Source organism: Bradyrhizobium tropiciagri (assembly GCF_018130505.1).
In the GTDB taxonomy this organism is placed as follows: domain Bacteria; phylum Pseudomonadota; class Alphaproteobacteria; order Rhizobiales; family Xanthobacteraceae; genus Bradyrhizobium; species Bradyrhizobium tropiciagri_B.
In genome coordinates this window covers 172,807-186,117 of record NZ_JAFCKH010000012.1, presented here as the reverse complement: position 1 = coordinate 186,117, position 13,311 = coordinate 172,807, and the positions used below count along the sequence as shown (strand labels likewise).

14 protein-coding genes are annotated in these 13,311 nt (G+C 65.3%); 3 read left to right on the top strand and 11 right to left on the bottom strand.

The window, feature by feature from the left end; genetic code table 11:
* Positions 1-85: 85 nt before the first annotated feature.
* The gene (locus JQ633_RS28390; RefSeq protein ID WP_211988404.1) at positions 86-898 is read right to left on the bottom strand and encodes an MBL fold metallo-hydrolase; all 813 of its coding nucleotides are present in this window, start codon (positions 896-898) and stop codon (positions 86-88) included.
* 61 nt (positions 899-959) lie between these two features.
* Complete coding sequence (locus JQ633_RS28385) at positions 960-1,940, bottom strand: AraC family transcriptional regulator (RefSeq protein WP_211988403.1); 981 nt, start codon at positions 1,938-1,940, stop codon at positions 960-962.
* 171 nt (positions 1,941-2,111) lie between these two features.
* Between JQ633_RS28385 and JQ633_RS28380 the strand changes: the two genes are divergently transcribed.
* The 3 genes from JQ633_RS28380 to JQ633_RS28370 all read left to right on the top strand — a co-directional run bounded on the left by JQ633_RS28380 (position 2,112) and on the right by JQ633_RS28370 (position 4,901).
* Positions 2,112-2,672, top strand: a complete 561-nt coding sequence (locus JQ633_RS28380; protein WP_211988402.1) for a sigma factor-like helix-turn-helix DNA-binding protein — start codon at positions 2,112-2,114, stop codon at positions 2,670-2,672.
* A gap of 226 nt (positions 2,673-2,898) precedes the next feature.
* Positions 2,899-3,513 carry a TetR/AcrR family transcriptional regulator gene (locus tag JQ633_RS28375; protein WP_211988401.1) on the top strand — a complete coding sequence of 205 codons (615 nt, stop codon included), beginning with the start codon at positions 2,899-2,901 and terminating at the stop codon, positions 3,511-3,513.
* 233 nt (positions 3,514-3,746) lie between these two features.
* Entirely contained in the window at positions 3,747-4,901 is a 1,155-nt protein-coding gene (locus JQ633_RS28370; protein WP_211988400.1) for an OpgC domain-containing protein, read from the top strand.
* A gap of 138 nt (positions 4,902-5,039) precedes the next feature.
* On the opposite strand, the gene JQ633_RS28365 is transcribed toward JQ633_RS28370, so the two are convergent.
* From JQ633_RS28365 to JQ633_RS28325, 9 genes are all read right to left on the bottom strand, one after another.
* Complete coding sequence (locus JQ633_RS28365; protein ID WP_097671907.1) at positions 5,040-5,243, bottom strand: CsbD family protein; 204 nt, start codon at positions 5,241-5,243, stop codon at positions 5,040-5,042.
* Between the two features lie 115 nt (positions 5,244-5,358).
* Positions 5,359-6,444: a YihY/virulence factor BrkB family protein gene (locus JQ633_RS28360; RefSeq protein ID WP_211988399.1), complete on the bottom strand. Its 1,086-nt coding sequence runs from the start codon at positions 6,442-6,444 to the stop codon at positions 5,359-5,361.
* Positions 6,441-6,950 (bottom strand): hypothetical protein, encoded by a 510-nt coding sequence (locus JQ633_RS28355; protein WP_211988398.1) that lies wholly within the window; start codon positions 6,948-6,950, stop codon positions 6,441-6,443. The genes JQ633_RS28360 and JQ633_RS28355 overlap by 4 nt, the downstream gene beginning before the upstream one ends.
* A gap of 60 nt (positions 6,951-7,010) precedes the next feature.
* Positions 7,011-7,451, bottom strand: a complete 441-nt coding sequence (locus tag JQ633_RS28350; protein ID WP_211988539.1) for a hypothetical protein — start codon at positions 7,449-7,451, stop codon at positions 7,011-7,013.
* 7 nt (positions 7,452-7,458) lie between these two features.
* Positions 7,459-7,680, bottom strand: coding sequence for a hypothetical protein (locus JQ633_RS28345; RefSeq protein WP_211988397.1), 222 nt, complete (start codon positions 7,678-7,680; stop codon positions 7,459-7,461).
* Positions 7,681-7,713: 33 nt separating this feature from the next.
* Entirely contained in the window at positions 7,714-8,562 is an 849-nt protein-coding gene (locus JQ633_RS28340; RefSeq protein WP_211988396.1) for a hypothetical protein, read from the bottom strand.
* A 466-nt stretch (positions 8,563-9,028) separates the two neighbouring features.
* Positions 9,029-9,229: a hypothetical protein gene (locus JQ633_RS28335; protein WP_211988395.1), complete on the bottom strand. Its 201-nt coding sequence runs from the start codon at positions 9,227-9,229 to the stop codon at positions 9,029-9,031.
* A 126-nt stretch (positions 9,230-9,355) separates the two neighbouring features.
* Positions 9,356-10,102: a Crp/Fnr family transcriptional regulator gene (locus tag JQ633_RS28330; RefSeq protein WP_211988394.1), complete on the bottom strand. Its 747-nt coding sequence runs from the start codon at positions 10,100-10,102 to the stop codon at positions 9,356-9,358.
* A complete protein-coding gene (locus JQ633_RS28325; RefSeq protein ID WP_211988393.1) occupies positions 10,103-13,273 on the bottom strand; it encodes a CheR family methyltransferase in 3,171 nt (1,056 codons plus the stop codon).
* Between the last annotated feature and the right edge of the window lie 38 nt (positions 13,274-13,311).

The window sequence follows — 13,311 nt, the reverse complement described above, 5'->3', positions numbered from 1 at the left end:
GGGAAAGCCCTGATATAGCGCGGCGCTGCCTGCTGGCAAGATTTCCGACGCACGCCTATGGCGGGGACGCCGGCCGCCGGGTCCGTCAGCCGCGGTCGGAGATCGCGGCGATGTAGCGCTGCACCGAACGATCGAATGCCGCCTTGCCGTCGGCGGCGATGTTCTTGCCCCACCAGGCGCCATAGATGCGGTCGAAGGCGAGCGGCGCCACCCTGTCCGCGATGGTGCGGACCGCGGCGGCGTTGAGCGGAATGTAGTTCGGATAGCTGTACATGAAGCTCAGCGAGCGGCGGTCCATCGCGACCATGGCGATGTCGCCGGTGAGCAGCGCGCCGCGGCCCTCCGCGCCGGCCCGCCAGTGCAGCACGGTGGCGCCGGCGAAGTGCCCGCCGGCCCGCACCAGGAGGATGTCGTCGGAGATGCGATGGCTGTCGCCCTGCCACGGCACGATCGATGGATAAGGCCGCGTCACCCATTGCGCATCGTCGCCGTGCAGATAGACCGGCGCGTTATTGAATGCCGCGCTCCAGTCGGCGACCGCGCCATAATAATGCGGATGCGAGATCGCGATCGCCTTCAGACCGCCGAGCGATCTGACATGCGCGATCGCCTCCGGCGTCGCCAGCGGCACGCAGTCCCACATCACGCAGCCGCCGCCGTCAGGCACCAGCAGTGCGCGCTGCCCGATCGCAAAGGACGGCTCGAGCGCCAGTCCAACAAGGCCGAGATCATCGCGCCAGACCAGCCGGTGCCGCTGCGCGAGGTCATCGCGCGTCAGCCACGTCTGCCCTTTCCAGTTCACATATTGCCGCTCGTCCTCGCATATCGGACAGGCCGCCGGCGGCGCGGCGGCTTCGGGAAATTGCGCGCCGCATTGTTCGCAGGTCCACAGGGGCATGGGGGACTACACACGTTCGGATGGAGCAGGTGTCCTGATCTACATCCGCGGCAGCAGGCGTTCAATGCCTGCGCCCCAATTCCATTTGCATCTCCGCCGGCGCGACGCCGAACTTCCTGCGGAACGCACGATGGAAATAGGAGAGGTCGTTGAAGCCGACCGTATAGGCGACGTCGCTGACCTTGCGGCCGGCGCCCTGCTCATGAAGCAGCAGCCGGCGCGCCAGCAGCAGCCGCTGCTCCAGCACGAACTCCGAGAACGTCGTCCCGGCGGACGCGAACAGGCGCTGCGCCTGCCGCGTGCTCAACGCGTTCGCGCCGGCGACGGCCTCGATCGTAAGGCTGCCATTGTCGAGGTTCTTCAGGATGTCGGCCTTCAGGAGATCGAGCCGCGCCTTCGACAAGCCGCTCCGCGCAGCCAATTCCCTTTTCACCGCGCCGGTGCCCAGAACAAGGCCGACGAGATCGGACAGATGCTGCGCCGCCGCCTGCTGACCCCCGACATCCAGATCGCCGGCCAACTCCGTGCACAGCGCCGAATAGCGCTCGATCATCGCACTCAACGCAAGATCGCCGCCGAGCGGCCGCGCCAGCTGAGTCTCCGCTGACGGCGCGACCTGCAGCAGCAGGCGCCGGGGAAACCGCGCCGTCGTGAACCCGCCGATTTGTGTGAGATCGGCTGTCCCGACGACGTTCATTTCAGTGAGGCACATCTGCCCGCGCGTCACTTCGATCGACTTGCTTCCTTGCGTGACGTGCACCTTGCCGCGCGTCGCCAGGATCATCACCAGATCGTCGCAGCCGTCATCGAGAAGCGCGCGCGTCCGGGCGAAGCGCGCGGAGTGGCCCTGGGGCGTTGCGATCGCAACGGAATGCAGTTGCGTGAACTCGTTGCGGCAGTCGATCCGATCGTCACCGACGGGCGCGACGTCGAGCCGGCAAAAGCCGCGGCAGATGCCCTCGCGCCACGCCTCGTAGGCGGGCCCTCTGGCCAGCCCGTGATGGAAGATCGAGAAGCGGTTCGGCACCTGTGTCGCGGACATGATCCGTGCTCCGAAAGCCCGATCGATCCAGCCAGACGATCATCGATCGTGTTTCCCGGGGTGCGCATGTCGTTGCTGTCCCTACGCTTGGCGCGACGGTCCACGACTCCGGCGGGGAGCCTGATACCACTCGGCCCATTGGCGGTAAAGTCATTCACGAGACGCAACCCAATGATGCGCAGTTCGAAGGTGGGGAATAAAACCGCGCAGGCGTTTCGAGACGCGACGGTGCCGTGGCTCGACGACGTCTATGGGTTTGCGCATGTCCTGATGCGGAACCAGAACGACGCCGAACAAGCCGCCGAGGAATGCTATCAACGCGCACTGCGCCTGTTCGACGGTTTCCGCGGGCCGGCCGTCAAACCGTGGCTGCTCGCCATCCTCAGAACCGTCTGCCAGGAAAGGCTCGCCTTGCGCGCTCCGCCGCAGGATGCTGCCGCGGCGGCAGCATCGGACCGGCGCGGCAAGGCGACGATCCGAGAACTCGTCGACGAACTGCCCGCACTACTCGGCGAGACCATCGCGCTGCGCGATTATCTCGATCTGTCCTACAGGGAGATAGGCGAGGTCACCGGCGTTCCGGTATCCACCGTGATGTCCCGCATCGCAGAGGCTCGCGCGCTGCTGCTCGCAGCCCGGCGCGCCGCGAACGAAGCCGCGCAAGCGCCGCCGGAAGGGCGGACCGCGGGCGGCGCATCGGGGCTGACGGTCTATCGGAGATGCGCCTGCTGAACCGCTGGGGTTCGCGACCGGCGGTTCCCGGCAGGACGCGCGCGAGAAATATTCGGATGCAAACTCGCTGGCCAAGCGTTCGCGCATTCTCCCCGCAACGCGTTCCGTGCTTGACCAACAACGGAACGCACCGCGCCGACACCTGATTACCTTCACTCAACCCGTAATTGAGCTTGGTATTCCCATTTTGCTGCCTTACTGTTTTGCAGGACGCGGGGGGACATCAGTGGCAGCGGGGACGACGCTCAAGCTCAAGCAACAACGCAGCCGCGAACGGCGCGAGCAGATCCTTGCAGCGGCGACCAGGCTGTTCGGCCAGAAAGGAATCGACCGCACCTCCCTCACCGACATCGCCGCCGCGGCGAAGGTGCCGCTCTCGAGCATCTATGATTACTTCGCCGACAAGCGCGCGCTGGTCCTCGAAGTGCCCGAGGGTAATTTCGAGGCGCTGTACCAGAAGACCGAGCCGCTGCTGGTGAAGGGCGACGATGCCGCCGAGCAGCTTCGCATCATCTTCATGACCAACTTCGAATACATCAGCGAGAACCCGAGCTGGGGCCGGGTGTTCTTCCTGGAGATCTGGCCGAGCGTCCTTGCCAGCGAACCGCGGGTCAAGAAGGCGGTCGACAAATATGCGCTGCGCTACGTGCAGCTGATCAAGCAGGCGATCCGCGCCGGCACCTACCGCAAGAGTCTCGATCCCTACACCGCGATGTCGCTGATGATGGGCGGCATGTGCCACCTCACCGCGGTCTGGCTGCTCTACGGCCGCAAATACGACCTGGTGAAGAAGGGCAAGGCGCTGTTCACCACGCTGCACAGCGGGTTCGTGCAGCGCTAGACCCCGGCGTTCGCCGTCGTTCGCAGGGTGGGCAAAGCGAAGCGTGCCCACCATCACGAGCACGCCGGGAATGGCGGGCACGTCGCTAACGCTCCTTTGCCCACCCTACGACGTCGCGGTTGAAGCGATGCTTCCCACCCCCACTACACACTTGTCTCGTTCATGCTCTAATATGACGCCGTGAAGACCTCGCGAGCCTGGTGTCGCGCGGATTGGGCAAGGGGAACGGACCCATGGACGTCAAGGCTGTGCTGCCGCCGCGTGGGCGCGACTATCGGCTCGACCTGCTGCGCGGCTTCGCCAACTGGGCGATCTACCTCGACCATATCCCGAACAACGCGGTCAACTGGGTCACGCAGAAGAACTTCGGCTTCAGCGACGCGGCCGACCTGTTCGTGTTCATCTCCGGCTACACCGCCTCGTTCGTCTATGCGCGGATCATGATGGAGCGCGGCTTCGTGATCGGCGCCACCCGCCTCGTCAAGCGGGCCTGGCAGATCTATGTCGCGCATGTGCTGCTGTTCGTGATCTACATCGCCGAGATCGGCTATCTCGCGCAGCGCTACCACGATCCGAACCTGGAGAACGAGTTCAACGTCGCCGGCTTCATGCACAACCCGGCCGAGACGCTCTATCAGGGCCTGTTGCTCGCATTCAAGCCGGTCAATATGGACGTGCTGCCGCTCTATATCGCGCTGATGGTGGTCTATCCGCTGGTGCTCGCGATGATGCTGCGGCGGCTCAATCTGACGCTCGTGCTGTCGTTCCTGCTCTATCTCGCCGCGCGCCATTTCGGCTGGAATCTGCCGGCCTATCCGGGCGGCACTTGGTATTTCAATCCGTTCTGCTGGCAGTTCCTGTTCGTGTTCGGCGGCTGGTTCGCACTCGGCGGCGCCAGCGAATCGATCAAGTTCATCCGCTCGCAAAGCTTCCTGGTGCTGGGCGCTGCGTATCTGTTGTTCGCGCTGGTGATGACGCTGGCCGGACGCTTCCCCGAGCTTGGGCAGGCGATGCCGGCCTGGCTCTATGACGCGTTCAATCCGAACGACAAGACCAACCTCGCGCCCTACCGCGTGCTGCACTTCGTGATCCTGGCCTTCTTCGTCACCCGCTACCTGCCGCGCGAGTGGGCCGGCTATGAATCACCGATCCTCCAGCCGATCATCAAATGCGGCCAGCAGTCGCTCGAGGTGTTCTGCTCCGGCGTATTCCTTGCCGTGATCGCCCACGTGCTGCTGGTCGAGGTGTCCGGCAGCCTGTCGATGCAGGTCCTGGTCAGCGTGGTCGGCATCGTGCTGATGACCCTGCTCGCCTACTACCGGTCATGGTCGAAGAAGGTCGACAAGGCACCGGTGAAAGCGCCGCCGCCACCGGCACCGGCGGAGTAGACCGCTATTCTCTTTGCCTCTCTCCGTAAGGACGGGGCGAGGGAGCGCACCGCCGACGCGGCAGCTATCCTTGTCAGAACAAGCAAAAGGCCCCGCCGAAGCGGGGCCCGTGCTGCGATCAGGCAGCTGCGATTAGGCTCACCATTTCTGGCGGCCGTACCAGTCGTTCACTTCCTTCGTAGCCTGGTCCTTCGCGTAGCCGTAGCGCTGCTGCAGGCGGCCTTCGAGCTGGTCCTGCTTGCCGGCGATCACATCGAGGTCGTCATCGGTGAGCTTGCCCCACTGCTCCTTGACCTTGCCCTTGACCTGTTTCCAGTTGCCTTCGACACGATTCCAATCCATTGCAATTCTCCCTTGTACAATGTGATCGATCAACGAGCCGGCCGAGGCATCGTTCCTCGCTACCATGCGGCAAGACTTCGCAAGCGGACCAAGACCTGCACGCGCGCGCCATCTGCTATGTCGCCTCGCCGACCGTGTCGGCCATGGTTGCGCCGCGCGCGCCAAGCGGCTCGCGGCGCCCTTCGGTCGAGTCGATCGCCGTCTGGTGCTCGATCTCCGAGTTCAATTCGGCTCCGCACAGCACGATGATCGCGGACATCCACATCCAGGTCATCAGGCCGATGGCCGCGCCGAGCGAGCCATAGGTTGCGTTGTAATCGCCGAAATTCGCGAGATACCACGAGAGCAGCGCCGAACCGATCAGCCACAGCGCGGCGGCCGCGACGGCGCCGACGCTCAGCCACTGCCAGCGCGGCTTGGTCCGGCTGGGACCATAGCGGTAAAGCACCGCGAGCGCGGTGAGGAGCAGCAGCGCCAGGATAGGCCACCGTCCGAACCGGACGATGAGCTCGGCTTTCGTGCCCAGTCCGACCTGCTGCAGCAGCAGCGGGACCACGATCACCGCCGCGACCATCAGCATGATCGAGATCAAGGCTGCGACGGTGAATGCGAGGGATATCAGGTTGAGCTTGAAGAAGCCGCGCTTCTCCTTCTCGTCATAGACGACGTTGAGCGCGTCGAAGATCGCCTTCATGCCGGCATTGGCGCTCCAGATCGCGATCAAGAGGCCGACCGCAAAGGTCAGCCCGAGCGCCGAGTTGCCCTTCGCGAGCACCCGACCGATCTGGTCCTGCACGATCGTGTACGAACCTTCCGGCAGCATCAGTGCGAGGCTCTGCAGATTGGATGAGATCGTGGACGGATCGGCGAACAGGCCGTAGCTCGAAACCAGTGCGGTGATCGCCGGAAAGATCGCCAGCAGGCCGTAGAACACGACGCCGGCGGCGGTCGCCAGCAGCCGGTCCTCGTCGATCTGCTGATAGGTGCGCAGCAGGATATCCTTCCAGCCGGGGCGCGGGATCTGCAGCGGCGTGTCGGCCAGCCGCCCGCGATCCTGCGTTTCGATCGCCGTGGTCGCGGCGCCGCGCTGCCGAGCGGGCGGCGTCTCCGCTCGCGCGACATGTCGATAGAGCGCGAGCGTAGCCAGCGCCGTCGCACCGGCGAGCATCAGGTCGTTGGGCCAAGGGGAGCGTGGCGTCATTGCTGGTCCCGGATGGCGTCGGGCCGACGCCTGAAGCGCGATGCGGCAAACCAGCCGGCCAGCAGGATGACCGCCCCCGCAGCCAGAGCCTTTGTCGTAGTATCTGCTCCCGACCTCGAGGTCGCGATCAGGCGTGCGGCGACCGGCACCGCGACCGCGCGCTTGAGCATGGCGGCCTGTCGGCTTCCGCGCGGTACGTGCGGCGCCGGACGCGCGAGCAGCACGCGGCCTATCACGAGCCCAAGTAGTCCGAGCAACGCAAAGGCGCCGCCGATCGCGGCATAGGCGGTCCAGATTCCGTAATGCAGCTCGATGGCGTGGAAGCCCGCGGCGACTCCGACGCCGATTGCGACCAGAATCGAGACCGCGCCGATCAGCATGAAGCCGCCGGCGAGTGCGTAGCCGCTCACCATCTTCCCGATCCATCGTCGCCAATCGGCCAGATAAGAACTGACGATCAGGCTGAGCGATGACGGCTGGCTGGTGGCGCGCATGGCGAGGTCCATCGTGAAACGGCATCCGACAACCCGGCAGGTTGATCGACGTTCCTGCGCCCGGCCGCGCGGCTAGCTGACTGGAGGGAGATGCGCACGCGGCGGCAGCGTGCTGGGGAATGGCCGCGCCACGATCAGTGTCGCACGCTCGTCGGTTTCCAATGCGATCTTCTGCGCGAGCATCACGTCGCCCGCGACCAGCGAGCCTGCGGGCCGGAAGCACCAGCCGACCACGACGCGGTCGTTGCCGTCCATCTCATAGACATTGGTCGAGGTGCCGTAGCAGATCCGGTATCGCTTGCCGGACTCCGAACCGATGACGTCGAAGCGATTGTACTTCGCGAATTGCGCGCGCTGCTCCGGCGATAGCCAGGCGGTCATCAGCGCGAGCGCGCGCAACTCGATCTTCTCATAGGCCCGCCAGCGCTCCCGGATCGCAGCCAGGGTGGCGCGCAAGGTACCGAAGGCGGCGTGGAGCGCAGACCGCAGCGACACCTCGCGCAGACGAGCCATCATGGCGTCAGCCGCCGACCAGCCTCGGATAGAACAGGGTCTCCTCGGCGGTCGGGTCCAGCGCGCGGACGCGTTCGGCCTCGCCGGAGGACCGCCGCACCGCGGCGGTGTAGCCGTCCGACGTCAGCTCGGCGAACCGGGCATTCGCCCAGGCCAGCTGTTCGCTGTCGTTCGGATCGAACGGCTGCCGCGTGTCACCGGAATGGTCCATCACCACAATCATTGCCATTGCCGTCTCCTTTGAAGGACATCACCAATTGCATCACACCACAGGCACGGCGGTCGTCGGCCTGCCGCCCATCCATTCCGGCAGCGCAGCACCGTCGCGATGCCGGCCGCCCGCGCAGGCGGCGGCCCAGGCCGCGACCGCGCCGAACAGCAACGCCGCTGCGATCGAGAACGCCAGGATCACCGCGCTGCGCCGCGAGCGCTGGATCGCGGTTCGTGCATCGCCCAGGACGCTGTCGACGCGCTTCTCCGCATCGGGAGCGGCGAGACCGGTCGCGGCTGCGACCTGCTGGATCAGATAGCTGTGATCGTCGTTGCTGACGCCGCTGCTGCCGGTGCTGGTCAGCAGGATGCGGCCCGCCTCCGCGCGATCATAGCCGATATCGATATTGGCCGGCCGTCGCACCGAGCGGTACAGCCGGTCGAGCTCGGCGCTGAGCAGCGGCTCGGCCGCCGTCGCGGACGGCCGGGTTTGAATCACCGGACGCGTGGTCGACAGGCCGATCAGCGCGATAAGTGCCGCGCCCATGATGACCGCGAGTGCCCACGCCATCAGTCCATGAAGCCCGTCACGGCTTTCAATCGCATCGGCCGGCATCGCGTCGACCACGCGTTGCACGCGGCCGGCGATGTAGCCGCCGACGCCGAAACTCACCAGCGCCTGCAGGATCAAATACAACCCGGACAGCAGCGCCAGCGACGCCGACGCGTCACGCCATGACGGCGAGGTCGAACTCACGCCCAGACCGACGGCCGCTGCGAAGCCGATCAGGATCACCGACAACGCCGTCGCGGCCAGCGCGCCGGCGAATATGGGGCTCCATTGCAGCCGAAGGCCGGTCCGGTTGGCGGCGGACACGGCAAGCCCATGCTCGCTATCCATGACGGGCCTACCGCAGACCGAAGAATGACAATATCGCCAAAATGACCACGATCAGCCCTACGAGATAAATCACCTGGTTCATGCAAGCCTCCTCCGTCCACGTCGTCCTGACAATCTGGCGGAGGAGCCAAAGTTCCTAGCGCATGAGCCGGCGCGATCCGTGACGGCCGGTGAAGGTTACGGCCGATAAAGAGGCCCTGCCGAGGCGAGGCCCACTCTTCTGCTCACGACCTGATCATCGCGATGTGCGTCGAGCACCGTCAGTCTTCCCCGATCGTGGTTGCGGATTTGGTGCTTGTACCGGCCGCGCGCAGAAGGACCCCGGCTGTGGGGCTTCGAGCCGGGGTCCTGGCGGCTTCTCCTGGTTGAGCCGGCACCCGGCGGGACGCCAGCTACGACAGCCTGCGCCGCTCAGCAAGTTCCGGCACTAACCTTTGCAAAGGTGCAGCGCAAACCGTGCGGGGCTTCAGCGCCACATGGTCGGCACAGTCCGGAGCGCGGCGCGGCCGGCAAGTCTGAGCTCTTCGATCGACGAACGCCCCTCGCGAATAGCCTGCAACAGTCCCGACGCCACGCTCGTCCGCCGCGTCGTGTCGGTTTGCGGTACATCCCCGCAAACCTCGTCAAGCACGGCACGAACCACCGCCGCGGTTTCACTGTCGAGCATTGCCGCCTCCAGCCCTCACGAATTGAGCTGCATCGTAACGCGCGGCGACGCGACGCGATTTCAAGTATGTTAAGTCGACGCGTGGAATTCGCGCCGTCACGCGACAAACGCTGCAAGACGCTGCGCCTAGCCCCGCCGCTTGGTATGCAGATAGTCGGCCGAAAACAACGCCGTGCCCTGCAGGACTTTCAGGTCGGTGATCGTCAGCGTGCGGTCGCGCAGCACGATCAGGCCGGCGCCGCGCAACTCCTGCAGGGTACGGTTGACGTGCACCACGGACAGGCCGGTGGCATCGGCCAGATCCATCTGCGTGATCGGAAACAGGCAGGAGCCATCCTCGATCATGCCGACCGGAAGCAGCCGCTCGTGGAGTTCGCACAACAGATGCGCGATCCGCTCCAGCGCTATGCGACGGCCGATATTGACGGTCCATTCGCGCTGGATCGCGCTGTTCACCATGGTTTCACACCACAGCGCCTCCGCCAGCGAACGGTCGCCGGCCAATAGCTTCTCGAAGGCGGCCCGCTCGATCTCGGCATAGGTAACCGGGGTGAGCGCGCCGATCGAGTGATCCATCACCGAGAGCAGATAGACGCAGGCATCGCAGCTATCGCCCGGCAGGACGAAGTTGACGATCTGGCGGCGGCCGTCCTCCAGCGTCTTGTAGCGGCAGAGCCAGCCCGACAGGATGATCCTGACGCCGTCGACCGGGTCGCCCTCGCTGACGATGTCTTCGCCCGCACGCGCCCGCTGCAGCCCGTCCTGGATTGCCTGTTGCAGCAGCGCGATCCCCCGGTCGGACAACTGGCGCAAGGCGTTGAGCCGCCGGATCACCGGCTGCGCCAGATTACCCTCGAGCATCGGGGGATGCATCTAGCTCCCCATGCTCGGCGTATGGATGGCCTGCGGGCTCATCGGGATCGCGATCGTGCAGTGGAGTCCTGACGGCTCGAAGGCAAGCGTGCTCTTGCCCTTGAATTCGAATGCCAGCGTCCGTTCGAGGAGCTCCGACCCGAATCCCCGGCGGCGCGGCGGCGTCACCGCAGGTCCGCTGCGCTCGCGCCAGTCGAACACGAGCTGCCGTCGATCGGCGGCATCATCGATGTGCCATGAGACTTCGATACGGCCCGCCGTGTTGCTCAGCGCGCCGTATTTCAGCGCGTTGGTGGCAAGCTCGTGGATCGCCAGCGCGAACGTCTCCGCGGCCTTGGGCTGCAGACGGATCTTCGGGCCGGACACCCGCAGTTGCTCGCCCTCTCGGGCGTTGTAGGCCAGCAGTTCCTCGACCACGAGGTATTCGAGGTCGACGCCGCCTTCCGGGTCGCGCGTCACCAGCGACTGGGTCCTGGCAAAGGCGTTGAGGCGGCCATCGAGGTGCGAGGAATATTCCTCGACGCTCGCGCTCGTCTCGGCCGAGCGCCGCGCGATCGAGCGGACCACGCCGAGCGTGTTGCGGACGCGGTGCTGCAACTCGGCGAGCAGCAGCCGCTGCCGCTCCTCGGCCCGGGTGATGGCGGTAACGTCGATGAAGGTGATCACGACGCCGGCGATGAAATTGTCGATGCTGCGGTAAGGCAGGATGCGCACGATGTAGCGCGTGCCGCTGTCGGGCGCCGTCAGCTCGCGCTCGGCGCTCGCCAGCGTCCGCAGCACGCGCCGAACATCGTCATAGAGCTCCTCGATCGGAATCCGCGCCTTGATATGCCCGATCGGGCGGCCGACATCGGTCTCGACCAAGTGCAGCAATTGCGTGATCGCCGGCGTGAAGTTCATCACCTTCAGATCGTTGTCCAGGAACACAGTCGCGATCTGGGTGCTCTCGAGGAAGTTCTTCAGGTCGCTGGTGGCACGGGTCAGCTCCTGCACGCGGTGCGCCAGCTCGCCGTTGACGGTGGTCAGTTCCTCGTTGACCGACTGCAATTCCTCGCGCGAGGTCTCCAGTTCCTCGTTGGCGGATTGCAGCTCCTCATTGAGCGACTGATACTCCTCGTTGGAGGACTTCAGCTCCTCATTGGTGCTCTCGAGCTCCTCGATGGTGGCCTGCAGCCGCTCGCGGGTAGCGCGCAGCTCGCTTTCCAGCCGCTCGACATGCTCGGTCCTGACCAGGATGTTGGGATTGTTCTCCGCGTTATCGACCGGGCGGATCGGGCCGTCCTTGAACAGCACGACGAAATTGCGATGACCAGCGGCGCCGTCCGGGATCGGCTCTGCGGTGATGTCGACCAGCACGCGATGGCCGTTGACGCCGAGTTGCACCTGCTCGGCATGTGCGGCTTCATTGGTCTCAGCGGCGCGGCTCAGCGCCGTCCGCAGCTCCAGCCGAAGGTCGCGATGCACGAGTTGCAGCAGGTCGAGCGTCGCCGTGCCCGCGGTCGGCTCGATATAGCGGCCGGTGCGCCCGGAGAAATGCAGGATGTGGAAACTGTCGTCGGTGATCACATAGGCCGGCGCGTAGCGTTCGGCGATGCGCTGCGCACGGCGCTCGAGGCCGACATCGGGGCCGATGGGGCGCACCGGCGGAATGTCGACCGTGGCCCGCCCTGCCGACGTCGTGATCGGGAATTCCGGGGGCAGCCGTGTTCCGGTCTCGAGCTTCTTGAAGATGCGCGCGCGGCGGTCGACCGGCGCGAACAGCTTCGGATGCCGCGTGACGTTCTCGGAATTGCCGAGAAACAGGAAGCGGTCCGGCAACAGCGCGAAGTGAAACAGCGGAATGACCCGGTTCTGCAGCTCGGCATTGAGATAGATCAGCAGGTTGCGGCACGAGACCAGGTCGAGCTTGGAGAACGGTGCGTCCTTGATAACGTTGTGCTGCGAGAAGATGCACATCTCGCGCAGCTCCTTGACCACGCAATAGGTGTCGCCCTCGCGGACGAACCAGCGCGCCAGCCGCTCCGGCGTCATGTCGCTTTCGATGCTGGTGCGGTAACGCCCGACCCGCGCGGTGGCTAGCGCGCGCCCGTCGATGTCGGTCGCAAAGATCTGCACCTGCGGCACCGAGTCGAGGCTGGCCATATGCTCGCGCAGCAGGATGCCGATCGAATAGGCCTCCTCGCCGGTGGCGCAGCCGAGCACCCAGACGCGGACCTGCTGACCCACGCCTTTTCCCTCGAAGATTTTCGGAATGACCTGGGTTTCCAGGACATCGAATTCCTTCTTGTCGCGGAAGAACTCGGTGACGCCGATCAGGAGGTCGTTGAAGAGATGTTGCGCCTCGTCCTTGTCGTTCCTCAGGAAATCGACATAGCCTGAGATATCGTCGATCTGCACCACCTGCATGCGGCGCTGGACACGGCGCAGGAACGTATTCTGCTTGTAGCCGTGAAAATCGTTGCCGGTCTTGTTGCGAAGGATATCCGCGATGCGGGCCAGCGAGTTGGCGGCCGCCGCCAGCACCTCGTCGAAGCCCTGCTTCTCATCGAGCCGGCGCAGGTGGCGGGCGTAGACGTCGATATGCTCCGGAATCTCCTCGGGCGGTAGCACGAAGTCCGCGATCGCCGCGGCCGAGCTGCCCTCATTGTGAGGATTGGGCGGCTCGGTTTCGGTCCGCTCGGCGATCGCCAGGCCGCCATGATCCTTCAGCGTGGCGACGCCGAGCGTGCCGTCGCCGCCGGTACCCGCCAGCACCACGCCGATCGATTGCTCGGCGCGCTCTTCGGCCAACGAAACCAGGAAGCTGTCGATGGTCGCGCGCTCGCCGCGCGCCTGCTCGGCACGCCGGACGGCGAAACGGTCGCCATGAATCGTGGTGATCATGTCGGACGGGCAAAGATGGATCGCGCCGCCTTCCACGGTCTGGCCGTCGCTGATCTCGGACAGTTTGGCGCCTTCCGAGCGCTGCAGCGCTGCGCGCAGCCGGGTATCCTCGATCGCATCGCGGTACTGCAGCACGAGCACCACGGCCTGGTCCGGATTGAGCCTCAGCCGGGAGAAGAACCGCTCGATGCTGTCGAGGGCGGCGGCGGACGCGCCAACTCCTACGATCAGCGGCGCCTTCGACTGACGCTCTTCGTCTCCACTCTTGGGTTGGCCGACATCATTCATGACTGCAGCGGCTCTCATTCTTTCGCGGGGCGTCTTGC

Excerpts from the sequence above, each read along its gene's own strand:
- JQ633_RS28390 (WP_211988404.1), bottom strand. The coding sequence starts at position 898 with ATGCCCCTGTGGACCTGCGAACAATGCGGCGCGCAATTTCCCGAAGCC.
- JQ633_RS28385 (WP_211988403.1), bottom strand. The coding sequence starts at position 1,940 with ATGTCCGCGACACAGGTGCCGAACCGCTTCTCGATCTTCCATCACGGG.
- JQ633_RS28380 (WP_211988402.1), top strand. The coding sequence starts at position 2,112 with ATGATGCGCAGTTCGAAGGTGGGGAATAAAACCGCGCAGGCGTTTCGA.
- JQ633_RS28370 (WP_211988400.1), top strand. The coding sequence starts at position 3,747 with ATGGACGTCAAGGCTGTGCTGCCGCCGCGTGGGCGCGACTATCGGCTC.
- JQ633_RS28365 (WP_097671907.1), bottom strand. The coding sequence starts at position 5,243 with ATGGATTGGAATCGTGTCGAAGGCAACTGGAAACAGGTCAAGGGCAAG.
- JQ633_RS28360 (WP_211988399.1), bottom strand. The coding sequence starts at position 6,444 with ATGACGCCACGCTCCCCTTGGCCCAACGACCTGATGCTCGCCGGTGCG.
- JQ633_RS28355 (WP_211988398.1), bottom strand. The coding sequence starts at position 6,950 with ATGGACCTCGCCATGCGCGCCACCAGCCAGCCGTCATCGCTCAGCCTG.
- JQ633_RS28350 (WP_211988539.1), bottom strand. The coding sequence starts at position 7,451 with ATGGCTCGTCTGCGCGAGGTGTCGCTGCGGTCTGCGCTCCACGCCGCC.
- JQ633_RS28345 (WP_211988397.1), bottom strand. The coding sequence starts at position 7,680 with ATGGCAATGATTGTGGTGATGGACCATTCCGGTGACACGCGGCAGCCG.
- JQ633_RS28340 (WP_211988396.1), bottom strand. The coding sequence starts at position 8,562 with ATGGATAGCGAGCATGGGCTTGCCGTGTCCGCCGCCAACCGGACCGGC.
- JQ633_RS28335 (WP_211988395.1), bottom strand. The coding sequence starts at position 9,229 with ATGCTCGACAGTGAAACCGCGGCGGTGGTTCGTGCCGTGCTTGACGAG.
- JQ633_RS28330 (WP_211988394.1), bottom strand. The coding sequence starts at position 10,102 with ATGCATCCCCCGATGCTCGAGGGTAATCTGGCGCAGCCGGTGATCCGG.
- JQ633_RS28325 (WP_211988393.1), bottom strand. The coding sequence starts at position 13,273 with ATGAATGATGTCGGCCAACCCAAGAGTGGAGACGAAGAGCGTCAGTCG.